At 68.8% G+C, this 23,333-nt stretch carries 18 protein-coding genes and 2 pseudogenes; 13 read left to right on the top strand and 7 right to left on the bottom strand.

Annotated features, from left to right (window positions below; translation table 11 throughout):
• Positions 1-18 precede the first annotated feature (18 nt).
• From WS92_RS15515 to WS92_RS15525, 3 genes are all read left to right on the top strand, one after another.
• On the top strand, positions 19-1,674 hold the full coding sequence (locus WS92_RS15515; protein WP_061083864.1) for a cobyric acid synthase: 1,656 nt from the start codon (positions 19-21) through the stop codon (positions 1,672-1,674).
• A gap of 203 nt (positions 1,675-1,877) precedes the next feature.
• Entirely contained in the window at positions 1,878-2,294 is a 417-nt protein-coding gene (locus WS92_RS15520; RefSeq protein ID WP_059932137.1) for a DoxX family protein, read from the top strand.
• A 249-nt stretch (positions 2,295-2,543) separates the two neighbouring features.
• Positions 2,544-3,167 carry a ParA family protein gene (locus tag WS92_RS15525; RefSeq protein ID WP_006024888.1) on the top strand — a complete coding sequence of 208 codons (624 nt, stop codon included), beginning with the start codon at positions 2,544-2,546 and terminating at the stop codon, positions 3,165-3,167.
• A gap of 5 nt (positions 3,168-3,172) precedes the next feature.
• On the opposite strand, the gene panD is transcribed toward WS92_RS15525, so the two are convergent.
• The gene (gene panD / locus WS92_RS15530) at positions 3,173-3,559 is read right to left on the bottom strand and encodes an aspartate 1-decarboxylase (protein ID WP_009911576.1); all 387 of its coding nucleotides are present in this window, start codon (positions 3,557-3,559) and stop codon (positions 3,173-3,175) included.
• 53 nt (positions 3,560-3,612) lie between these two features.
• On the bottom strand, positions 3,613-4,452 hold the full coding sequence (gene panC, locus WS92_RS15535) for a pantoate--beta-alanine ligase (protein ID WP_009911577.1): 840 nt from the start codon (positions 4,450-4,452) through the stop codon (positions 3,613-3,615).
• On the opposite strand from panC, the gene WS92_RS15540 reads away from it, so the two are divergent.
• Positions 4,442-4,852 (top strand): hypothetical protein, encoded by a 411-nt coding sequence (locus WS92_RS15540; RefSeq protein ID WP_231755941.1) that lies wholly within the window; start codon positions 4,442-4,444, stop codon positions 4,850-4,852. The genes panC and WS92_RS15540 overlap by 11 nt on opposite strands.
• Before the next feature lie 43 nt (positions 4,853-4,895).
• On the opposite strand, the gene WS92_RS15545 is transcribed toward WS92_RS15540, so the two are convergent.
• The gene (locus WS92_RS15545; RefSeq protein WP_006024892.1) at positions 4,896-5,771 is read right to left on the bottom strand and encodes a segregation and condensation protein A; all 876 of its coding nucleotides are present in this window, start codon (positions 5,769-5,771) and stop codon (positions 4,896-4,898) included.
• Between the two features lie 4 nt (positions 5,772-5,775).
• Positions 5,776-5,964 carry a DUF3460 family protein gene (locus tag WS92_RS15550; protein ID WP_004193782.1) on the bottom strand — a complete coding sequence of 63 codons (189 nt, stop codon included), beginning with the start codon at positions 5,962-5,964 and terminating at the stop codon, positions 5,776-5,778.
• Between the two features lie 208 nt (positions 5,965-6,172).
• Between WS92_RS15550 and WS92_RS15555 the strand changes: the two genes are divergently transcribed.
• From WS92_RS15555 to WS92_RS32275, 4 genes and pseudogenes are all read left to right on the top strand, one after another.
• Positions 6,173-7,990 (top strand): autotransporter assembly complex protein TamA, encoded by a 1,818-nt coding sequence (locus tag WS92_RS15555; protein WP_006024893.1) that lies wholly within the window; start codon positions 6,173-6,175, stop codon positions 7,988-7,990.
• A 13-nt stretch (positions 7,991-8,003) separates the two neighbouring features.
• Positions 8,004-12,065 carry a translocation/assembly module TamB domain-containing protein gene (locus WS92_RS15560; protein WP_059932141.1) on the top strand — a complete coding sequence of 1,354 codons (4,062 nt, stop codon included), beginning with the start codon at positions 8,004-8,006 and terminating at the stop codon, positions 12,063-12,065.
• A 50-nt stretch (positions 12,066-12,115) separates the two neighbouring features.
• Positions 12,116-12,735 (top strand): annotated as a pseudogene (locus WS92_RS36600) (hypothetical protein).
• Positions 12,732-13,320: pseudogene (locus WS92_RS32275) on the top strand (methyltransferase); the annotation flags it as partial. The pseudogenes WS92_RS36600 and WS92_RS32275, both read left to right, overlap by 4 nt.
• Positions 13,321-13,401: 81 nt before the next feature.
• On the opposite strand, the gene metG reads toward WS92_RS32275, so the two are convergent.
• Together metG and WS92_RS15585 are read right to left on the bottom strand one after the other, a co-directional pair.
• The gene (gene metG / locus WS92_RS15580; RefSeq protein ID WP_059932148.1) at positions 13,402-15,576 is read right to left on the bottom strand and encodes a methionine--tRNA ligase; all 2,175 of its coding nucleotides are present in this window, start codon (positions 15,574-15,576) and stop codon (positions 13,402-13,404) included.
• 489 nt (positions 15,577-16,065) lie between these two features.
• Complete coding sequence (locus WS92_RS15585) at positions 16,066-16,713, bottom strand: YiaD family glycine zipper/OmpA-like lipoprotein (protein ID WP_015602359.1); 648 nt, start codon at positions 16,711-16,713, stop codon at positions 16,066-16,068.
• 376 nt (positions 16,714-17,089) lie between these two features.
• Between WS92_RS15585 and apbC the strand changes: the two genes are divergently transcribed.
• The 5 genes from apbC (at position 17,090) to WS92_RS15610 (ending at position 22,622) form a co-directional block, all read left to right on the top strand.
• The gene (gene apbC, locus WS92_RS15590) at positions 17,090-18,178 is read left to right on the top strand and encodes an iron-sulfur cluster carrier protein ApbC (protein WP_006024899.1); all 1,089 of its coding nucleotides are present in this window, start codon (positions 17,090-17,092) and stop codon (positions 18,176-18,178) included.
• Positions 18,179-18,310: 132 nt separating this feature from the next.
• Positions 18,311-18,850 (top strand): superoxide dismutase [Cu-Zn], encoded by a 540-nt coding sequence (gene sodC, locus WS92_RS15595; protein WP_006024900.1) that lies wholly within the window; start codon positions 18,311-18,313, stop codon positions 18,848-18,850.
• Between the two features lie 104 nt (positions 18,851-18,954).
• Positions 18,955-19,524, top strand: coding sequence for a dCTP deaminase (dcd, locus tag WS92_RS15600; protein ID WP_006024901.1), 570 nt, complete (start codon positions 18,955-18,957; stop codon positions 19,522-19,524).
• Positions 19,525-19,626: 102 nt separating this feature from the next.
• Complete coding sequence (locus WS92_RS15605; protein ID WP_015602470.1) at positions 19,627-21,906, top strand: arginine/lysine/ornithine decarboxylase; 2,280 nt, start codon at positions 19,627-19,629, stop codon at positions 21,904-21,906.
• 2 nt (positions 21,907-21,908) lie between these two features.
• A complete protein-coding gene (locus WS92_RS15610) occupies positions 21,909-22,622 on the top strand; it encodes a lysozyme inhibitor LprI family protein (protein WP_006024903.1) in 714 nt (237 codons plus the stop codon).
• A gap of 13 nt (positions 22,623-22,635) precedes the next feature.
• On the opposite strand, the gene WS92_RS15615 is transcribed toward WS92_RS15610, so the two are convergent.
• On the bottom strand, positions 22,636-23,310 hold the full coding sequence (locus WS92_RS15615) for an HAD family hydrolase (protein WP_015600318.1): 675 nt from the start codon (positions 23,308-23,310) through the stop codon (positions 22,636-22,638).
• Positions 23,311-23,333 lie beyond the last annotated feature (23 nt).

The raw sequence follows: 23,333 nt of genomic DNA on the forward strand, positions 1-23,333 counted from the left end.
GTAACGGGCCGCGCGATAATGCGGCTTTCGCCATTTGCCGCGCGCCGCGCGTCGCGCGATTCGTTCACGATGACTGCCAACGCCAACGCCAACGCCAACGCCAACGCCAACGCCAACGCCAACGCCAACGCCAACGCCAACGCCAACGCCAACGCCAACGCCAACGCCAACGCCAACGCCAACGCCAACGCCGCCCGTGCGCGCGGCGCGCTGATGATTCAGGGCACGACGTCCGACGCGGGCAAGAGCACGCTCGTCGCGGGCTTGTGCCGGCTCGCGCGCCGCGCGGGCGTAAGCGTCGCGCCGTTCAAGCCGCAGAACATGGCGCTCAACAGCGCGGTGACGGCGGACGGCGGCGAGATCGGCCGCGCGCAGGCGCTGCAGGCGCTCGCGGCCGGCATCGACGCGCACACCGACCTGAATCCGGTGCTGCTGAAGCCGACGGGCGATCGCGGCGCGCAGGTGATCATCCACGGCAAGGCGCGCGCGAACCTGAACGCGCGCGCCTATCACGACTACAAGCCGACCGCGATGCGGGCGGTGCTCGAATCGTACGGCCGGCTGCGCGGCGCGTACGACGCGGTGATCGTCGAAGGCGCGGGCAGTCCCGCCGAGATCAACCTGCGCGAAGGCGACATCGCGAACATGGGATTCGCGGAAGCGGTCGACTGCCCGGTCGTGCTCGTCGCCGACATCGACCGAGGCGGCGTGTTCGCGCATCTCGTCGGCACGCTTGCGTGCCTGTCGGACAGCGAGCGCGCGCGCGTGCGCGGCTTCGTGATCAACCGCTTTCGCGGCGATCCCGCGCTGCTCGAGCCGGGGCTGCGCTGGCTCGAGGCGCGGACCGGCAAGCCCGTGCTCGGCGTGCTGCCCTATTTGCACGGCCTCACGCTCGACGCGGAGGACATGCTGCCCGCGAGCGCGCGCACGGCGGCGCCGCGGCGCGACGCGAGCGTGCTGCGGGTGGTCGTGCCCGCGCTGCCGCGAATCAGCAACCACACCGATTTCGACGCGCTGCGCGTGCATCCGCGCGTCGACTTCGCGTACTGGAAGAGCGGGCCCGCGCCCGACGCCGATCTGCTGATCCTGCCCGGCTCGAAGAACGTGCTCGCCGATCTCGCGTGGCTGCGCGACGCGGGCTGGGACGCGCTGGTCAAGCGCCATCTGCGCTACGGCGGCAAGGTGATCGGCATCTGCGGCGGCATGCAGATGCTCGGCCGCACGCTCGACGATCCGCACGGCGTCGAGGGCGAGGCGGGCGCGACGAGCGCGGGCCTCGGCCTCCTCGACTATGCGACGACGCTGACGCTGGAGAAGACGCTCGTCAACGCGACGGGGCGGCTCGCGTTCGGTGGCGATGCGCGCGTCTCCGGCTACGAGATCCACATGGGGCGGACGGAAGGGCCGGCGCTTGTGTCGCCAGCGCTCGCGCTCGCGGGGCCGGACGGCGAGCGGCCGGACGGCGCGGTGTCGGCGGACGGGCAGATTCTCGCGACCTATCTTCACGGGCTCTTCGACACGCCGCAGGCGTGCTCGGCGCTGCTCGAATGGGCGGGGCTCGGCGGCGCGGAGCCGGTCGACTATCCGGCGCTGCGCGAGGCGTCGCTCGAGCGGCTCGCCGACACGCTCGCCGAGCACCTCGATCTCGATCGCGTGTTTGCGGCGTTCGCGTGATGGGCGCGCGCGGGCGGGAGGCCAAGGCGCGAGGCGGCACGCAACCCGGACAGCCAAAGGGCGCGATCCCGTTGATTTTCCGCTCGCCCCTCGCTTGGCAATTCATTCTCATTTGGAAATAAATTAGGCCAAACGAGCTATTTTTCATCAAAAGCGACTCGAATAAAGTTCGTTCCATTCAAACTTCGAACGAGGAACCCAACATGGATTCGAACCGCTTGAACGACGCCGGCGCCGCGTTGCTGCGCGTCGCGCTCGGCGTGCTGTACCTCGCGCACGTCGCGCAGAAGGTCTTCGTGTTCACGCTGCCCGGCACCGCGCAGTTTTTCGCATCGGTCGGCCTGCCGGGCTGGCTCGCTTATGTGACGACGCTCGTCGAGCTCGCCGGCGGCCTTGCGCTTCTTGCGGGCGTGCGGGTGCGGCTCGCGTCGCTCGTGCTGCTGCCGTTCATGCTCGGCGCGACGATGACGCACTTCCCGAACGGCTGGAGCTTCGCCGCGCCGAACGGCGGCTGGGAGTATCCGGCGTTCTGGGCGGTCACGCTCGTCGTCCAGGCGCTCGTCGGCGCCGGCGCGTTCGCGCTCGGCGGCGCGCGCGGCGTCGCCGGCCGGGCCGCGTAAGCGGCGTTCGGCCGCCGCCGCCCGTGCGCGGCGAGCCGCGGCGGCCGCAACGCCGGCCCTCGCCACGGCGCGGCGCTCGGCGCGCCGGCTGCGCGCGGCGCCGATTTGCCGCCGTCCGTTCGGGCGCCGCCGGACAAACCCGTTTCGGTGCGGACGCATTTGCCGATATCATCGCTCCCTGTATCCGCATTTTTCGCGGCGCGGCGCCGGTGCCAGGCGTCGCGCCGCGTGGCTTCTTCGGGGGAATTCATGACGGTGATCGTGGTGGCGAATCCGAAGGGCGGCGTCGGCAAGAGCACGCTGTCCACCAATCTGGCTGGGTATTTCGCGGCGCAGGGCGCGTGGGTTGCGCTCGCCGATCTCGACCGGCAGCAGTCGGCGCACGCATGGCTCGACCTGCGGCCGGCCGGGCTGCCCGCGATCGAGACCTGGGCGCTCGATCCCGATGCGCCGTCGAAGCCGCCGCGCGGCCTCGAATACGCGATCGTCGATACGCCGGCCGGCCTGCACGGCAATCGGATGAGCGTCGCGCTCGAGTTCGCCGACAAGGTGATCGTGCCGTTGCAGCCGTCGATGTTCGATATCCTGGCGACCCAGCAATTCCTCGAGCGCCTCGCGAGCGAGAAGGCGGTGAGGAAGGGCGCGATCAAGGTGGGGATCGTCGGGATGCGGGTCGACGCGCGCACGCGCTCGGCCGAGCAGTTGCACCGCTTCGTCGAAGGGCTCGATATGCCGGTGCTCGGCTATCTGCGCGATACGCAGAACTACGTGCAGCTCGCCGCGCACGGCCTCACGCTGTGGGATGTCGCGAAAAGCCGCGTCGACAAGGATCTCGAGCAGTGGGGACCGATCGTCGAGTGGGCGCAGAAGTAGGCGCTTTACGTCCAGTTCTGCGTCGGCACGTGATCGCGGCTGCCCTTGATCTTGTTGTCTTCATCGACGAACACGAGATTCGGCTTCCAGCCCGCCTTCAGCTCCGCCTCGTCGATCATCGCGAACGCGGCGATGATCACGAGGTCGCCCAGTTGCGCGCGGCGCGCGGCCGAGCCGTTCAGCGAGATCATCCCGCTGCCGCGCTCGCCCTTGATCGCGTACGTCGAGAAGCGCTCGCCGTTGTTGATGTTCCAGATGTCGATCCGCTCGTTCTCGACGATGTTCGCGGCGTCGAGCAGATCCTCGTCGATCGCGCATGAGCCCTCGTAATGCAGCTCGCAGTGCGTGACCGCCGCGCGGTGGATCTTCGATTTCAGCATGTGGCGCTGCATGATGGCTCCCTTGGTGCTACCAGACGAAAGGCGGGCGGCCGCGTGGCCGGCCGTCAGATTTCCAGATTGTCGATGAGGCGCGTCGCGCCGAGCTTCGCCGCCGTGAGCACGACGAGCGGCTCGCCCGCCTCGAGTTGCGCCGCGGTCGGCGCGACGAGGTTCGCGCGCCGGCGGATCGACACGTAGTCGGCCTTCCAGCCGCGCGCGGCGAGGCGGGCGAGCGCGCGCTGCTCGATTGCCGCGAGATCGCGCTCGCCGCCCAGCACCGCGTCGCGCACCTGCGCGAGCGTCTTCGCGAGCTCGGGCGCCTCCGTGCGCTCGGTTTCGCTCAGATAGCGGTTGCGCGACGACAGCGCGAGGCCGTCGGCGTCGCGCACGGTCTCGGCCGCGACGATGTCGACGGGCATCGCGAGCTGCTGGCACATCCGCCGCACGATCATCAACTGCTGGTAATCCTTCTTGCCGAACACGGCGACGCGCGGCTGCACGCACGCCATCAGCTTCGTGACGACCGTGCACACGCCGGTGAAGAAGCCGGGGCGGAACTCGCCTTCGAGGATGTCGCCGAGGTCGTGCGGCGGCTGCACGCGATATTCCTGCGGCTCGGGGTACATGTCGCGCTCGGTCGGCGCGAACAGCACGTAGACGTTTTCCTTCTGCAGCTTCTCGATGTCTTCCTGCAGCGTGCGCGGGTATTTGTCGAAGTCCTCGTTCGGGCCGAACTGGAGCCGGTTCACGAAGATGCTCGCGACGACCGGATCGCCGTGCTGGCGCGCGAGCCGCATCAGCGACAGGTGCCCCTCGTGCAGGTTGCCCATCGTCGGCACGAACGCCGTGCGGTTCTGGCCGCGTAGCTGGTCGCGCAGTTCCTGGATCGAGCTGATGACTTTCATGAGTTGGCGGTTCCTCGCGCGGTGCGCGCGTTGGCCGCGCGAGGCGGCGTGGTCGGGATCGTCGTGGCCGGAACGCATGGGGCGTCGAGCGTCGGCGATTGTAGAGGATTTGCCGTTTTGGCGCATCGATAAAAGCACGATCGTTCACTTTGATCGGCGCAGGCGCGGCAACGCGGCGGCGATCAGATGGGGCGGGACCGAAAGGGCGGCCGCGATCGCGGTTTCGCCGAGGCCGACGGCGCGATCGGATTTCGCGCATCCGTGCGCCGACGCACGTAACCGCTTTGTCAGCTTGCACGGCATGGCGGCATCAAACGTGACGTATCGCAATGTGTCGGTGCGTGTCGTCGCGCGGCAAGCCGCCGTCACGCTTCGAATCCTGAATCGTCGGATGAAATGACCGGCGCGTGCGCCGAATCACACAAGCGCCGCGCGAAACGCGCTCAAGCCGGCAGATAGGCGAGCCGCACGTAGATCGGCGCGAACGGCTCGGCCTGCGTGATCTCGACGAGCGATTCGCGCGCGAGCTCGAGCATCGCGATGAAGTTGACGACGACGACGGGCACGCCGCGCGACGTGTCGAACAGATCGGCGAACTCCATGAAGCGCGCGTTCTGCAGCTTGCGCAGGATGAGGCTCATGTGCTCGCGCACCGACAGCTCCTCGCGCGAGATCTTGTGATGCTGGACGAGCTTCGCGCGCTTGAGCACGTCGGCCCACGCGGCGCGCAGGTCGTCGGCGTTCACGTCGGGGAAGCGCGGCGTGATGCTCTGCTCGATGTACACCTCGGCGCGCAGGAAGTCGCGGCCGAGCTGCGGCAGTTGATCGAGGCGCTGCGCGGCGAGCTTCATCTGCTCGTATTCGAGCAGGCGCCGCACGAGCTCGGCGCGCGGGTCCTCCGCTTCCTCGCCCGTGTCCGCCTTCTTCACGGGCAGCAGCATTCGCGACTTGATCTCGATCAGCATCGCCGCCATCAGCAGGTATTCAGCCGCGAGCTCCAGATTCGACTCGCGGATCTGGTCGACGTAGCCGAGATACTGCGCGGTGACCTCGGCCATCGGGATGTCGAGCACGTTGAAGTTCTGCTTGCGGATCAGGTACAGCAGCAGATCGAGCGGGCCTTCGAACGTTTCGAGAAAGACTTCGAGCGCGTCCGGCGGGATGTACAGATCCTGCGGCAGCTTGAAGAGCGGCTCGCCGTACAGGCGAGCGAATGCCGCGACGCCGTCGACCGTGTCGGGCGTCGAATCCGCGCCGGCGGGCGCGGCGATCGCGTCCTCGGGCTGCGCGCTGGCGCTGGCCTCGTCGGCGGCGCTCACGGCGTCAGAAGTTCTGGTAGTAGACGTATGGCGTCTGGCGCACGCGCGCGCGCTGCTGCGCGTCGCGCTCTTCGAGGTCGATCGGCTGCTTGTCCCACAGCAGCGCGCGGCCCTTGCGCTGCTCTTCTTCGAGCGTCGGCTTTTGCTGCTTCAACTGGTTCAGGAATTGCGTGATGTCGGACTGGTACGGCATGGCTTGGCTTTCCGTTCTGAGCCGGGCGCGGCGCGCCCGCGGGTACGATCGCCGGGATTTTACCGCAACGCGGGGAACAGCCGGCGGCAAACGGCGTCGAAAGCGCGAGCGTCATGCGTCAATGTGTCCGAAAGCGCGTTCCGCGTGCACCGCACTGTGTTCAAATGACGGCTTTGATCCGACGAAATTCTTACAGCGGAGGTTTTGTTTGGCAGGGCGGGCACCACGACAGCATGCTTTTTCGCGCGGCGCGCGCGGCGCGCCGAGCCGCTCGCCCGGATGGCACGCATTTGCGCGGCGCGGGCTGCGCGCGCTGCTCGCGGGCTGCGCGGCCACGCTCGCGGCGCCCGCGTTCGCGAAGTACGCGGTCGAGATCGACGCGCCGCGCTCGGTCAGGAGCCTCCTCAAGCAGCACCTCGACATCGCCCGCTTCGCGAAGCGCGAGGACCTGAGCGAAGACCAGTTCGAATTCCTCGTGACCGCGACGCCGCAGCAGGTGCGCGAGCTCGCCGCGACGGCCGGCTACTTCTCGCCCGTCGTGCGCACCGACGTGCGCACGACGGGCGGCGAGCGCCGCGTGACGGTGTCGGTCGAGCCGGGCGCGCAGACGGTGGTGTCCGCGGTCGATCTGAAGTTCGACGGCCCGGTCGCGAGCGAGGACCCGAAGCAGGAGACGGCGACGCGTCTTGCGTTCTCGCTGAAGCCGGGCGACCCGTTTACGCAGTCCGGCTGGGACGATGCGAAGAACGCGGCGCTCAGGCAACTGCAGTCGCGCCGCTATCTCGGCGCGAAGATCACCGCGTCGGAGGCGCGCATCGATCCGCGCACGCGAGAAGCGACGCTCGCGGTGACGCTCGACAGCGGACCGACGTTTACGATCGGCGCGCTCGACGTGTCCGGCGTGCGCCGCTATCCGGAAAAGATCGTGCACAACGTGAATCCGCTGGCGGTGGGCGAGATCTACGACGCGAAACGCATCACCGAACTGCAGCGGCAACTGCAGAACACGCCGTACTACGCGAGCGTCGCAATCGACGTCTCCGACGACGTCGCGCGCCCGCTCGATTCGCCCGTTCACGTGAAGGTGAGCGAATACCCGTACAACAGCGTGCGTGGCGGGATCGGCTACGCGACCGACACGGGGCCGCACATTCAGGGTTCCTATACGTATCTCGACACGTTCGGCGCCGCGTGGCCGCTGTCGGTGTCGGGGCGGGTCGACCAGATCCAGCAGTACGGGCAGGTCCAGCTATCGATGCCGCCGGGGCCGCGCGCGTGGACCAACAGCATCCTCGCGTCGTACACGAACACGAACGTGTCGGACACGCGGATCTACAGCGCGCGCATCGGCGCGCAGCGCACGCGCACCGGCCAGTTCATCGACTACTCGTACTCGCTGATGTTCTATCAGGACCGGCTCGACCAGAACGGCGCCGGCCCGACGACGAGCCGCGCGCTCGTCCCGCAATGGGCGTGGACGCGCCGCAACGTCGACGATCCGCTGTTCCCGCGCTCGGGCAACCTGATCCACGCGGAAGCCGGCTTCGCGGTGAAGGGCGTGCTGACCGACCAGACGTTCATCCGCGGCTACGCGCGCGGCCAGCAATACGTACCGATCGGCAAGCGCGACCTGTTCGTGTTTCGCGCGGAGCTGGGCGGCGTGTTCACGAGCGGCGGCTCGTCGGGCGTGCCGGCGTCGCTGCTGTTTCGCGCGGGCGGCTCGAACTCGGTGCGCGGCTACGGCTACCAGAGCATCGGCCATTCCGTCGACGGCTCGGTGCTGCCGACCAAGTACCTGGTGACGGGCACGGCCGAATACCAGCACTGGTTCAACCGCGACTGGGGCGCGGCGACCTTCTTCGACATCGGCACCGCGACCGACGCATGGGGCGAGAAGGTGTTCTATCCGGGCGCGGGGCTTGGCGTGCGCTGGCGCAGCCCGGTCGGCCCCGTCAATTTCGATCTCGCTTACGGCTTGAAGAACAAGAGCGTGCGTCCGTATCTGACGCTCGGCATCGCATTCTGATTTTTCATTTGGCATGACGAAGGACGTATCCGAACCGACTCCTCCCGACGCGCCGGACGGCGGCCCGCGCGAGCCCGCGCCGAAGCCGCGCCGCTCGCCCGGCGCGCGCGCGCTCGTTTCGCTCGCGTGGGCGGCGCTCGCGCTCGTCGTGCTTGTCTGCGCGACGGCGGGCGCGCTCGTCGCCGCCGCGACGACCGAGCGCGGCACGCAGCTCGCGTGGCAGGCGGCCGTCAAGCTGCTCGGCGGGCGGCTCGCGGGCACGCTCGAAGGCGGCGCGCTCGCAACCGGCGTGCGGATCAGGCAGCTCGCGTGGACGAGCCCGGACGGTTCGGGCACCGAAGTCAGGATCGACCGCGTCGCCGGGCGCTGGGCGCTCACGCGCGCGCCGTGGCGCTTCGCGATCGCGTCGCTGCGCGCGGGCACGATCGACGTGCGCGTCGCGCCGTCGCCGCCGCAGCCGACGGTGATGCCGAAGGATCTGCAATTGCCGCTGCAGCTCGCGATCGACGATCTGCGCTTCGACAAGCTGCTGATCCACGAGGCCGGCTCGACGACCGAGCTCGACAACCTGATCTTTCGCGGCGCGAGCGACGGCCGCCGTCACGATGCGACGCTCGAGCGCCTCGACACGCCGTTCGGCGCGCTCACCGCGAACGCGCGGCTCGACGGCGTGCGCCCGTTCGCGATCGACGGCAGCGCGACCTATGCGGGCAAGCTCTCGGGCGAGAGCGTCGATGCGCGCGCGCGGGTGTCGGGCTCGCTCGAGGCGCTCGTCGCGGAGCTCGACGCGTCGGGGATGAAGCTCGCCGGCCGTGCGCACGTCGAGGCCGCGCCGTTTTCGGCCGTGCCGCTCACGCGCGCGTCGCTCGTGTTCGATCACGTGAACCCGCGCGCGCTGTCGCCCGGCGCGCCCGTCGCCGATCTCGCGGTGCGCGCGCAGCTCGAGCCCGCCGCGCCCGATCCGACGTCGCCGAAGGCGTTCGTCGTCACGGGGCCGGTGTCGATCGTCAACGCGAAGCCCGGCCCGCTCGGCGACGCGCTGCTGCCGCTCGTCGAAGCGCACGCGAACGTGCGGCTCGACGCGCACGCGCAGCGCATCGACGCGCTCGCCGTGCGCACGATCCGCGACGGCAGCGTGACGGGCGGCGGCGCGCTCGCGAACGGCCGCGGCAAATTCGACCTGAAGGTCGCGAATCTCGATCCGAACGCGTTCGTCGCCGCGCTGCGGCCGATGCGGCTCGCGGGGCCCGTCGGCGTCGCGCTCGAGCCGGGCGCGCAGACGATCGACTTCGATCTCGCCGACGCGAGGCTCGCGCTCGGCGCGAAGGCGAAGGTCCGGCTCGACGCGAAACGGACGACGATCGCCGATGCGCGCGTGACGGCGGGCAAGGGGCGCATCGAACTCGCGGGCGCGCTCGAGCACGACGCGCGCTCGACTTACGACCTGAAGGCGAAGCTCGTCGACTTCGATCCGCTCGCGCTGGCGTCAGCCGGCGCGCCGTCCGGCGCGAAGGCGGGCGGCGGCAAGGGCGCGAAGGGCGCGAAGGGCGCGCGGACCGCGCAAGGCGCGGCGATTGCCCCACGGGCGGGCACGGCGCGCGTGAACGGCACGCTCGCCGCCACGGGCGCGCTCGCGCCCGGCTTCTCGACGAAGGTGCAGTTCAGGCTCGGCGACAGCGTCTACGACGGCCTGCCGATGACGGGCGAAGGCACCGTGCAGATGGCGGGCGCGCGGGTCCTGCCGAGCAACGCGAACCTGTCGATCGCGGGCAACCAGGTCGACTTGCGCGGCAGCTTCGGCGCGCCCGGCGACCGGCTGCGCTTCAATGTCGACGCGCCGCAGCTCGAGCGCCTCGGTTTCGGTCTCGCGGGCCTCGTGCGCGCGAACGGCGAGCTGACGGGATCGTTCGCACACCCGAACGTCGTCGCCGACTACGCGGCGGCGGGCGTCGTGTTCGGCTCGAACCGGATCGGCGCGGCGCAAGGCCGCGCGAACATTCGCGACGGCGCGAAGGGCGCGCTCGTGTTCACCGCCGACGCGAGCGACATCGCGCTCGGCGCGGTCAGCCTGAAGACGCTATCCGCGCACCTGAACGGCACGCGCGCGAAGCACACGTTCGAGGCGACCGCGGTCGGCATCGCCGAAGGGCGCGTGATCAATCTCGCGGTCGCGGCGAACGGAGGCGTCGTCGACGCGCGCGACGGAATGCGCTGGGACGGCACCGTCACGCGGCTGTCGAACCGCGGCACGCCGTCGATTTCGCTCGACACGCCGCTCACGATCTCGGCGGGCGCGCAGCGCGTGACGCTGAGCGCGGCGAAGCTGTCCGTCGAAGGCGCGACGCTCGACCTGAAGTCGTTCGCGCTCGAGCGCGGCAAGCTGCGCACCGCGGGCGCGATCACGAACCTGTCGGTCGCGCGCGCGCTCGAGATCCGCGCGGAGCTCACGGGCAAGCGCTCGCCGCTGCGCACCGACCTGATTCTCGACGGCGACTGGGACGTCACGCTCGGCGATGCGGCCGCGGGCCACGCGCAGATCAAGCGCCGCAGCGGCGACGTGACGATCGAGACCGGACGCGGCGTCGCCTCGCTCGGCATCACCGATCTGTCGGCGCGCGCGGCGTTCGCGCCCGGCAACCGGCTGAATGCGGCCGCGCACGCGCAGGCGAGCCGCGTCGGCACGTTCGACGCGAACGTCGCGGTGCCGTTCGCGCTGCGCGACGGCGTGTTCGGCGTGGCCGAGGACGGACCGCTCGCGGGCCGAGTCGACGCGGACGTGCCCGCGCTGCAATCGACGGGCGGCCTGTTCGGGCCGAGCTATCTGCTCGACGGGCGCGCGGCGCTGAAGCTGACCGTCGCCGGCACGCCCGCGAAGCCGAAGCTCTCGGGCACGCTGACGGGCGACAACCTGTCGGCGACGCTCGTCGACCAGGGCGTGCAGTTGAAGGAGGGGATCGTGCGCGTGAACCTGACCGAGAACCTCGTCGAGTTCCAGCAGGTCGAGTTCCACGGCGGCGACGGCACGCTGCGCGCGATCGGCCGCGTGCGGCTGGACGGCAGCGAGCCGGATCTGACGGCGAGCATCGTCGCCGACAAGCTCGAGCTCTTCGCGGCGCCGGACCGCAAGCTGTCGCTGTCGGGCAAGGCGGTCGTCGGGAACGACGCGCCGCGCGGCGGCATCGCGATCAACGGCAAGTTCACCGTCGACCGCGCGCTGTTCGACTTGCCCGAAGAGGCGGCGCCGCACCTGTCGGACGACGTCGTGATCGTGCGCCCCGGCAGCCTCGAGCGCGGCGAGACGAAGACGGGCACCGCGATCGCGAAGCCCGCGCCCGCGACCGAGAAGCCCGCGCCGTCGCTCGCGCCGCGCGCGAACATCGACATCGGTCTCGGCCGCGACTTCCGCTTCAAGGGCCACGGCGCGGATCTGCGGCTCGCGGGCACAGTGACCGTGATGAGCGCGCCCGGCGTGCCGCTGCGCGCGGTCGGCAACGTGCGCGTGACGGAAGGCTCGACGTACACGTCGTTCGGCCGCAAGCTCGCGATCGAGAACGGCTTCTTCACGTTCAACGGGCCGGTGTCGAATCCGGGCATCAACATCCTCGCGATGCGCCGCAACCAGGAAGTCGAGGCGGGCGTGCAGGTGACGGGCACTGTGCAGTCGCCGGCCGTGAGGCTCGTGTCCGAGCCGAACGTGAACGACAACGAGAAGCTGTCGTGGCTCCTGTTCGGCCACGGCACCGACCAGGGCAACAACCTCGGCCAGCAGAACGCGATGACGACGGCGCTCGCGCTGCTCGGCAGCGCGACCGGCAAGCGCGTCGCGCAGACGGTCGGGCTGGACGAAGTGTCGGTCGGCCGCAGCGACGTCGGGCTGACCGATCCGCAGGTCGTGCTCGTGTCGAAGGCGATCAACGAGCGCTTCGTGCTCGGCTACGAGCAGGGGCTGCAGTCGGCGAGCAACGCGTTCAAGGCGACGATCAACCTGACGCGGTTCTGGGCGATCTCCGCTTACGGCGGCACGTTCCAGGGCGTCGACCTCAACTACACGCGGCGCTTCGATCGCTGGTGGTGACGGCGCAGCGTGCGTGATCGGTGCGCAGGCCGCCGCCGCGATCGTTCGTCATGCAGACGAAAGATATCGTTGACGAAACGGCGGCGATACGAGGGCGCGTACCTATGACCGTGCTGACCCACATCATGCGCAGAACGCAGCGGTACGCGACGCTGCCGCTTTCGCCTCGCTGCGCGACGACCGCCTGCCGCCGCGCGTCAACGCGCACACGCGCGAAGACGATCGTCATTGGCCGTGGTGGCTTCTCAAGGATCTGGAGAGGCTCGGCTGGAGCCGCGAGACCACGATGACGGATGCGCTGCGCGCGCTGTGGAACGACGACACGCACCGATGCCGTTTGCCGATGTACGAGCTGTGCGCGATCGTCGAGGCGATCGAGGAAACCGGCAACGTGCTGTTCGCGCTGACGACGCGGCTCGCCGACGAGGTACAGGCGCAGACGGGGCGCGAGCTGCGTTACGTGGGCGCGTATCACTTCGCGCGCGAGAATGGGCACATGCAGAACGGCGAGCATGCGCAATTGAGCGGCATCGAGCTCGACGCTGCGAAGCGGCGGCGCTGCGTCGCGCCCGTCGACCGGGTGTTCGACGCGTTCGCCGCGTGGACGCACGAAGCGGCAGGCGAGATCGCCCGCGTCGGCGCGCCGTCCGTCTCGGTGGAAACGCCATGACGCACGCACTCCCGCGCTACGACGCCGCCGCCGTATTCGACGTCGCGACGAATCTGTTCATCTATCCGGCGATGCTGATCGCGCATCGGCTGGGCCTGTTCGAGCGGCTGGGCGAGGGCCCGCGCACGCTCGACGAAATCGGCGCCGCGCTCGGCCTTGCGCGGCGGCCCGCCGAGGTGCTCGTCAACGCGTCGGTCTCGCTCGGCATGCGTTTCATGCGCGCGATGGAAAGCCTGAGCGCGTCACACGCGCTGGCGTGGCCGACCAAGCTCGACCTCGCGCGGCATCGCGTGATGCTCGACGTCGGCGGCGGCTCGGGCGCGAACGCGGTCGGCGCGCTGTCGGCGTGGCCGTCGCTGCGCGCTGGCGCGAGCGCGTGGCGCTGCATCCGGGCGACATGTGGCGCGATCCGTTTCCTGCGGCCGATCTGCATTTCTACTCGAACATCTTTCACGGCTGGCCGGCCGACAGGAACGCGGTGCTCGTGCGCAAGAGCTTCGATGCGCTGCCGTGTGGCGGGCGCATCGTGCTGCACGAGGTGCTGTATCTCGCGACGACAAGGGCGGGCCGCTCGCCGCCGCCGGATGGCGATCGAGACGATTCCGGGTATTTCAGCCTCGTGACGGGCGTGAAGCCGTGACGTTCGCGCGCATCGGCGTCGCGCGCTTACTTCACGCGCATGCCAGGCTTCGCGCCGCCGTGCGGCTCGAGAATGTAGAGGCCCGGCTCGGCCTTCTCGTCGGCCGCCGACGCGGCGAGCACCATTCCTTCGGACAGGCCGAACTTCATCTTGCGCGGCGCGAGGTTCGCGACCATCACCGTCAGCTTGCCGACGAGCTGCTCGGGCTGGTACGCGGACTTGATGCCCGAGAACACGTTGCGGGTCTTCTCCTCGCCGACGTCGAGCGTGAGCTGCAGCAGCTTGTCCGAGCCTTCGACCGCCTGGCACGCGACGATCTTCGCGATGCGCAGATCGATCTTCGCGAAATCGTCGATCGAGATGATCGGCGATGCGCCGTCGCCAGCGCTCGCCGCGCTCGCCGCATTCGCGGCCTTCGCGCTTTTCCCGTTCGTCGCGCCCGCGCCCGCGCCCGTGCCCGCGCCCGCGTCGGCCGCGGCGTCGGCCGCGCGTTGCAGCGAGCCGCGGTTCGCCGCGAGGAGCGCGTCGATCTGCTTCGGATCGACGCGGGTCATCAGGTGCTGATATGCGCGGATCGGCTGCTCGGACGACAGCGGCTTGCCCGCGTCGGCCCATGTGAGCGGCGCGATGCCGAAGAACGCCTCGACGCCTTCCGCGACGCGCGGCAGCACGGGCTTGAGCGCGAGCGACAGCAGGCGGAACGCCTCGAGGCTCACGCTGCAGGTTTCATGCAGCGCGACCGCGTTCACGGGGTCCTTCGCGAGCTCCCACGGCTTCGCGGTGTCGACGTAACCGTTGACCGCATCCGCGAGCTCCATCGTCTGGCGCAGCGCGCGGCCGTACTCGCGCGCCTCGTAGTGCGCGGCGATCTGCGCAATCGCGTCGCGCAGCGTCGCGACGAGCGGATGATTCATTGCGCTCGCCTGCACGCGGCCGTCGAAGCGCTTGATCAGGAAGCCGGCCGCGCGGCTCGCGATGTTCACGTACTTGCCGACGAGGTCGCTGTTCACGCGCGCCTGGAAGTCCTCGAGGTTCAGGTCGATGTCTTCCATCGTCGCGTTCAGCTTCGCGGCGAAGTAGTAGCGCAGCCATTCGGGGTTCAGGCCCGTGTCGATGTAGCTCTGCGCGGTGATGAACGTGCCGCGCGACTTCGACATCTTCGCGCCGTCCACCGTCAGGAAGCCGTGCGCGAACACGTTGGTCGGCGTGCGGTGGCCTGAGAACTCGAGCATCGCGGGCCAGAACAGCGTGTGGAAGTACAGGATGTCCTTGCCGATGAAGTGATACTGCTCGGTCGTCGAATCCTTGTTGATCCACGCGTCGAAATCGATGCCGCGCTGCTCGCACAGGTTCTTGAAGCTCGCGTAGTAGCCGACGGGCGCGTCGAGCCACACGTAGAAATACTTGCCGGGCGCGCCGGGGATCTCGAAGCCGAAGTACGGCGCGTCGCGCGAGATGTCCCAGTCGGCGAGCTTCGCTTCGCCCGCGTCGCCGAGCCATTCGCGCATCTTGTTGGTCGCTTCGGGCTGCGCGAGGCCGCTCACCCATTCGCGCAGGAACGCCTCGCAGCGCGGATCGGACAGGCGGAAGAAGTAGTGCGTCGACGTCCTGCGCACGGGCGCGGCGCCCGAGATGACCGAATACGGATGGATGAGATCCGTCGGCTGGTAGGTCGTGCCGCACACTTCGCAACTGTCGCCGTACTGGTCCTTCGCGTGGCACTTCGGACACTCGCCCTTGATGAAGCGGTCCGGCAGGAACATCTCCTTGACGGGGTCGTAAGCCTGCTCGATCTCGCGCTCTGCGATGAAGCCCGCTTCCTTCAGCGCGAGATAGATCTTCTCGCTCAGCACGCGGTTCTCGTCCGAGTCGGTCGTGTAGAAGTTGTCGAACGAAACCCCGAAGCTGTCGAAATCGCGCTTGTGCTCGCGCCACACGCGCTCGATCAGTTGCTTCGGGCTCACGCCTTCCTGCTCGGCGCGCAGCATGACGGGCGTGCCGTGCGTGTCGTCCGCGCCGATGTAGTAGATCTCGTGACCGTGCATTCGCATCGTCCGCACCCAGATGTCGGTCTGGATGTACTCGACCAGGTGGCCGATGTGAATCTGCCCGTTCGCATAGGGCAGCGCGGACGTGACGAGGATCTGGCGGCGGCCTTGCGGCGCGCCGGCCTGCACGGAGGTGAGGTCGGATGCGGACATAGGGTCTCTGAAGGGACTGCTTGCGGAAAATCGTAGGGAAGCTGCGATTCTAGCAGGGCGGCCGCCTGCCGATGTGCGGGCGGGCCGCGCGCGGTAGCGCCCGTCGCGCGGGGTTGCGATCCCGCGCGCGACGGCGGCGCATCGGCTGCTTCGGCCGCATGTCACGAAGCATGATGACTTGCGGATTGAAAGATTGGGGCGGGACGGCTAGATTGACGCCGGCGATTCGGTGCCGGGCAGCGCTGGCGCGGCAGAAGAAATATTGCGCTGCAGCCAGGCTGCGTGCGGGCAAAAAAAACCGGGGCGGACTTTGCCCCGGAGCAACAACGACAAGAGGAGAATGGTGACGCGCCGGCAGCACCAGTCACGTACCGTAAAGAGAGACTACGCCGCTCGCAAGAAGTTCGAAAATTTTTTCGAGTTGTTACGAATCGCCTCGAAAGCCTTGTGCGGCGGGGCTCGGCGCGCCATTCTCCGAGTCGGTCGGATTTACTGCGCCGCTTGCGGCGCGCGCAGGTATATCTCGACGCGGCGGTTTTGCGCGCGGCCGGCTTCCGTCGCGTTGTCGGCGATCGGATTCGATGCGCCCATGCCCTGCGCGGACAGGCGGTTCGCCGCCACGCTGCGTTGCGAGAGCGCGTTCACGACGCTCTGCGCGCGATTCTGCGACAGCGTCTGGTTGTACGCGGCCGAGCCCGTGCTGTCGGTGTAGCCGACGACCGACGCGGTGATCTGCGGGTTCTGGTTCAGCGTCGTCGCGAGGTCGTTCAGGAGCGGCGTGAAGGCCGGCGTGACCGCGTACTGGTTGGTCGCGAACGTGACCGAGCTCGGCACGTTCAGCTTGAGCGAGCCGTCCGGCTGCTCGGTGACCTGCGTGCCCGTCTGCTGCGCCGACGGCGCGAGCTTGTTCTTGATCGCTTGCCAGTTGTAACCCGTCACGCCGCCGACGAGCGCGCCGACGCCGGCGCCGATCGCCGCGCCCTTGCCGCCGCCAGCCAGCGCGCCGATGCCCGCGCCGAGCGCGGCGCCCGTGCCGGTGCCGACAGCCGTGTTGGTGCCTTGCTGGGTCGCGCAGCCCGCCAGCAGGGCGCCGGCGAGAGCGAATACGGACAAGCGCGTCGCGATTTTGGTATTCATCTTGGTTTCCTCTCTTGAGTGACTCGACAAGAACAAAAAAGAACTGCTCTTTCGGCGGGGGCGGCCCGCGCGCCGACGATCATGCGGGCGCGCGAGCGCCCCGATCCGTCCGGCGTCCGGTCAGGGGCCCGTCGCCATCGCGACAAGCCCCGTTCGCCAGGATGGCTGTTCGGATCGAGCGCGCCCCAGCCTCTACAATATAGGCGGTGTGGCCACCGATGTGGCCCCGATGCGCGCCGCCCGCGAAGATTGCGCCGCAAGTCGGCTTTGCGCAATGGCGTGCAATAAATTCTTTCACTTTTCTCGCTTTACGCCCGGATATTTGAAGATTATTGACCTTTTGGGCGATTTTGAGCGACGTTCCCACGGAGTTTCGATGAGTATCGACAGGGCGCTCGTCGACGCCGCACTCGCGGCAGTCGTCGACCCGAACACCGGCCGCCCGTATGCGGCGCACCGCGGCATCCGCAATGTGGCGATCGACGGCGACGCCGTGTCCGCCGGCGTCGTGCTCGGCTATCCGGCGAAGAGCCAGTTCGACGACGCGCGCGCGCGCGTCCTGGCCGCGCTTGCCGCAGTGCCGGGCGTGCGGAGCGCGCGCGTCGACGTGTCGCAGGAAATCGTCGCGCATGCGGTGCAGCGCGGCGTGCAACTGTTGCCGAACGTGAAGAACATCGTCGCGGTCGCGTCCGGCAAGGGCGGCGTCGGCAAGAGCACGACGGCCGTGAATCTCGCGCTCGCGCTCGCGGCGGAGGGCGCGTCGGTCGGCATCCTCGACGCCGACATCTACGGCCCGTCGCTGCCGACGATGCTCGGCATCCACGAGCGGCCCGAATCGCCCGACAACAAGTCGATGAACCCGCTCGTCGGCCACGGGCTGCAGGCGAACTCGATCGGCTTTCTGGTCGGCGAGGACAACCCGATGGTGTGGCGCGGCCCGATGGCGACGTCGGCGCTCGAGCAGCTCCTGCGCCAGACCAACTGGCGCGATCTCGACTACCTGATCGTCGACATGCCGCCCGGCACGGGTGACATCCAGTTGACGCTCGCGCAGCGCGTGCCGGTGACGGGCGCCGTGATCGTCACGACGCCGCAGGACATCGCGCTCCTCGACGCGAAGAAGGGCCTCAAGATGTTCGAGAAGGTCAATATTCCGATTCTCGGCATCGTCGAGAACATGAGCATTCACGTGTGCTCGAACTGCGGGCACGAGGAGCACGTGTTCGGCGCGGGCGGCGCCGAGCGGATGGCGCAGGAATACGGCGTTGCGGTGCTCGGCAGCCTGCCGCTCGACATCCGGATTCGCGAGCAGGCGGACAGCGGCGCGCCGAGCGTCGTGGCGGACCCGAACGGCGCGCTCGCCGAGCGCTACCGCGCGATCGCGCGCGGCGTTGCGATCGCGATCGCCGAGCGCGCGCGGGACATGTCGTCGAAGTTTCCGACGATCGTTGTTCAAAATACGTAAAATCCCGCGCCGGCCCGCGTCGGGCGGTGTTTGCGGCGCCGCGAGTCACGGTATCATGACGACTTTCCCGAAGGTCCCCTTTACCGGCCCGGCGGGCGCTCGCCCGAGCGTTTCGCCCGGCATGAGGATCGCATGAAACGACGACTCGACGGCGTGCCGGGGTGGCTCGCGCTCAATGCGCCGCTCGTCCTGGCCGCCATCGGCCTTTTGGCCGGCTGCACTACTTTTGCATCGCAACACGAAAAGCGCGCCGACGCGCTGCTCCAGCCGACCGTCGGCAGCCAGGCGCGCGGCACGGTGACGCTCGCCGAACGCCCGGACGGCGTGCAGGTCACGTACAACTTCGCGGGCCTGCCGCCCAACAGCGACCACGCGTTGCAGGTTCACGAGCGCGGCGACTGCAACGCCGCCGACGGCTCGAGCGCGGGCGCGGTGTTCGCGCCCGCGGCCGACCGGCTGCGCGCGGGCGCGCGCGTCGGCGGCGACCTCGGCAACATCCATGCGGACGCGAACGGCGTCGCGGCGGGGTTCATCACCGCGCCGGACCTCGCGCTCGACGGCGTGCGTTCGGTGCTCGGCCGCTCGGTGCTCGTCCATCGCGATCCGGGCGATCCGGCGTTCCCGCAGCACGGCGCGGGCCCCGCGCTCGCGTGCGGCGTCGTGCGGCAATGACGCGAGTCGGTCCGTTCGCGATCGCGTAAAATGTGCGCCTTTCGTGGCCGCCGGACCGTCCGGCGGCTCCCTTCCCGATACGCAGCGTTTTCCGGCGCCTTTTTATGAGCATCAAGTCCGACAAGTGGATTCGGCGCATGGCCGAAGAGCACAAGATGATCGAGCCGTTCGTGCCCGATCAGGTTCGCGCCGCCGCGGACGGCCGCAAGATCGTCAGCTACGGCACGTCGAGCTACGGCTACGACATCCGCTGCGCGGACGAATTCAAGATCTTCACGAACATCAATTCGACGATCGTCGATCCGAAGAACTTCGACGAGGGCTCGTTCGTCGATTTCAAGGGCGACGTGTGCATCATCCCGCCAAACTCGTTCGCGCTCGCGCGCACCGTCGAGTACTTCCGCATTCCGCGCACCGTGCTGACCGTGTGCCTCGGCAAGTCGACTTACGCGCGCTGCGGGATCATCGTCAACGTGACGCCGTTCGAGCCCGAATGGGAAGGCTACGTGACGCTCGAATTCTCGAACACGACGCCGCTGCCCGCGAAGATCTACGCGAACGAGGGCGTCGCGCAGGTGCTTTTCTTCGAGAGCGACGAAGTCTGCGACGTGTCGTACGCCGACCGCGGCGGCAAGTATCAGGGCCAGCGCGGTGTCACGCTGCCGAAAACCTGATCTGCTTGCATATCGATCTGACCTATCGCCAGTCCGGGTGACCGCTGTGCCAGGGCATGAACAGGCCCCTGCGCCGCGGTCGTTCTTTTTGGAGAATCGCCCATGAAGTTTCGTTTTCCCGTCGTCATCATCGACGAAGATTTTCGCTCCGAGAATATCTCGGGCTCCGGCATCCGGGCGTTGGCGGAGGCGATCGAGAAGGAGGGCGTCGAGGTGCTCGGCCTGACGAGCTACGGCGATCTGACGTCGTTCGCGCAGCAGTCGAGCCGCGCGTCGTGCTTCATCCTGTCGATCGACGACGACGAGCTGATGCTCGGCGAAGTCGGCGCGGACGGCGAACTGCCCGAGCTCGCGACCGCGATCATCGAGCTGCGCGCGTTCGTGACCGAAGTGCGCCGCCGCAACGGGGACATCCCGATCTTCCTGTACGGCGAGACGCGCACGTCGCGCCATCTGCCGAACGACATCCTGCGCGAGCTGCACGGCTTCATCCACATGTTCGAGGACACGCCGGAGTTCGTCGCGCGCCACATCATCCGCGAGGCGAAGGTCTATCTCGATTCGCTCGCGCCGCCGTTCTTCAAGGAGCTCGTCAAGTACGCGGACGAAGGCTCGTACTCGTGGCACTGCCCGGGCCACTCGGGCGGCGTCGCGTTCCTGAAGAACCCGCTCGGCCAGATGTTCCACCAGTTCTTCGGCGAGAACATGCTGCGCGCCGACGTCTGCAACGCGGTGGACGAGCTCGGCCAACTGCTCGACCACACGGGGCCGGTGGCGGCTTCCGAGCGCAACGCCGCGCGGATCTTCAGCGCCGATCACCTGTTCTTCGTGACGAACGGCACGTCGACGTCGAACAAGATCGTCTGGCACGCGACGGTCGCGCCCGGCGACATCGTGCTCGTCGATCGCAACTGCCACAAGTCGATCCTGCACGCGATCACGATGACGCACGCGATTCCCGTGTTCCTCACGCCGACGCGCAACCACTTCGGCATCATCGGGCCGATTCCGCGCGACGAGTTCAAGCCGGAGAACATCCGCAAGAAGATCGAGGCGAATCCGTTCGCGCGCGAGGCGCTCCGGAAGAACCCGAACGCGAAGCCGCGAATCCTGACGATCACGCAGAGCACGTACGACGGCGTCGTCTACAACGTCGAGCAGATCAAGGACCTGCTCGGCGACCTCGTCGACACGCTGCACTTCGACGAAGCGTGGCTGCCGCACGCGGAGTTCCATTCGTTCTACCAGGACATGCACGCGATCGGCGCGGGCCGCCCGCGCACGGGCGCGCTCGTGTTCGCGACGCACTCCACGCACAAGCTGCTCGCGGGCATCTCGCAGGCGTCGCAGATCGTCGTGCAGGATTCGGAGAACCGCACGTTCGACAAGCACCGCTTCAACGAGGCGTACCTGATGCACACGTCGACGAGCCCGCAGTACGCGATCATCGCGTCGTGCGACGTCGCGGCCGCGATGATGGAGCCGCCGGGCGGCACCGCGCTCGTCGAGGAATCGATCGCCGAGGCGATCGATTTCCGCCGCGCGATGCGCAAGGTGGACGCCGAATACGGCGACGACTGGTTCTTCAGCGTGTGGGGGCCGGACAACCTGGCGCAAGAAGGCATCGGCTCGCGCGAAGACTGGATGCTGAAGCCGAACGACCGCTGGCACGGTTTCGGCCCGCTCGCGCAGGGCTTCAACATGCTCGACCCGATCAAGGCGACGATCATCACGCCGGGGCTCGACGTGGACGGCGAATTCGGCGAGACCGGCATTCCGGCCGCGATCGTCACCAAATATCTGGCGGAGCACGGGATCATCGTCGAGAAGACGGGCCTGTACTCGTTCTTCATCATGTTCACGATCGGCATCACGAAGGGCCGCTGGAACTCGATGGTCACCGAGCTGCAGCAGTTCAAGGACGACTACGACAACAACCAGCCGCTCTGGCGCGTGCTGCCCGAGTTCGTCGCGCAGTATCCGATCTACGAGCGCGTCGGCCTGCGCGATCTCTGCACACAGATCCACGACGTGTACCGCGCGAACGACATCGCGCGTCTCACGACGGAGATGTACCTGTCGAACATGGAGCCCGCGATGAAGCCGTCCGACGCGTTCGCGAAGCTCGCGCACCGCGAGATCGACCGCGTGCCGCTCGACGAGCTCGAAGGGCGCGTGACGAGCATCCTGCTCACGCCGTATCCGCCGGGCATTCCGCTCCTGATCCCGGGCGAGCGCTTCAACAAGACGATCGTCAACTACCTGCGGTTCGCGCGCGACTTCAACGAGCGCTTCCCGGGCTTCCACACGGACATTCACGGTCTCGTCGCGGAAGAGATGAACGGGCGCATCGAGTACTACGTCGACTGCGTGCGCGACTGACGATGACGCAAGTCCGCAAGACGCTCGTGCGCTTCGCCGCCGCCGCGCTCGCCGGATGGCTCGCGGCGGCGGGCGCGGCGCGCGCCGAGGTCGCGGCGGCCGACCCGATCGACGTCGCGATGCGCCAATGTCTCGCGCGGCGCGACCGCTCGTCGACGGCGGGCCAGATCCAGTGCATGGACGAGGCGCGGCAGCAGTGGCAGGGCGAGGCCGACGCCGCGTACCAGCGGCTCGTGAAGACCGCGCCCGCCGACGCGCGGCGCGGCTGGCAGGAGAGCCAGCGCCGCTGGCTCGCGTGGCGCAAGGACGAGGCGCATCTCGTGCGCGCGGTCTACGAGACGACGCAGGGGACGATGTACGCGATGGCGAGCGCCGACATGCGGCTGCAGCCGGTGCGCGACCGCGCGCTCGCGCTGCGCGGCGCGGCCGAACGCTACGCGCAGCCGGGCGGCGGCAAGGGCGCCGTGCATCGGGTGCGGCCCTGCATGCGCGATGCGGCGTGCGAGCACGCGCTCTTCGACATGAACCGCTATTACGAGAAATTGCGCGCGCGGATGCCCGTCGATTCGCTGCCGACGCTCGTCGCCGCGCAGCGCGAGTGGGCGGCGTTCCGCGACGCGACGACGCCGCTCGTCGGCGAGGGCGAGCGCGTCGATCTGATCGGCGCGCGCGTCGCGACGCTCAAGCGCTTCTCCGAGACCGTCAACAATCGCTGAGCGCCGCGAGGGTTCACGCGAGCCGCGCGGCGCGCGGGCCGAACCACGCCGGCACGAGCGCGACCGCATCGTCGAGCGAATCGAGCACGCGCAGGCTCAGCGCGACGATCTCGGGCGTCGGCGCCTTCAGATCGGGCACGGTGACGACGGACGCGCCCGCGCGCGTCGCGGCGAGCGCGCCGAAATCGCTGTCCTCGAACGCGACGCACGCGTGCGCGGGCACGTTCAGCCGCTCGGCAGCGAGCCGGTAGACGGCCGGATCGGGCTTGCCGCGCGCCACTTCGTCGCCGCCCGCGATCGCGGCGAAATGCCCGAGCACGCCGACCGCGTGAAGCCGCGTGCGGATCACGTCGCGCGCGGACGACGATGCGACCGCGCACGGCACGCCCGCGCCGGCGAGCGCGGCCAGCAACGCGCGCGCGCCCGCCTTCAGCGGAAATTTCGGATGCGGCTGCGGCGCCGCGAGCCGCGCGCGCACCTGCGCGGACACCGCGTGGAACGTGTCGTCGCCGAGCAGGCCGGCGAGAATCGTCTGGCCTTCGCGGAACGAGCGGCCGACGATCTGCAGATAGTCGGCGGCCGACAGCGCGGCGCCGTGCGCATGCGCGACGTCGATCCACGCGTTCATGATGGTCCGCTCGGAATCGACGAGCAGGCCGTCCATGTCGAAGATTGCCGCTATGAACATGGGATCGTCCGTGACGCGGGCGC

It is taken from the genome of Burkholderia sp. MSMB1588, assembly GCF_001546925.1.
Classification (GTDB): Bacteria; Pseudomonadota; Gammaproteobacteria; order Burkholderiales; family Burkholderiaceae; genus Burkholderia; species Burkholderia humptydooensis.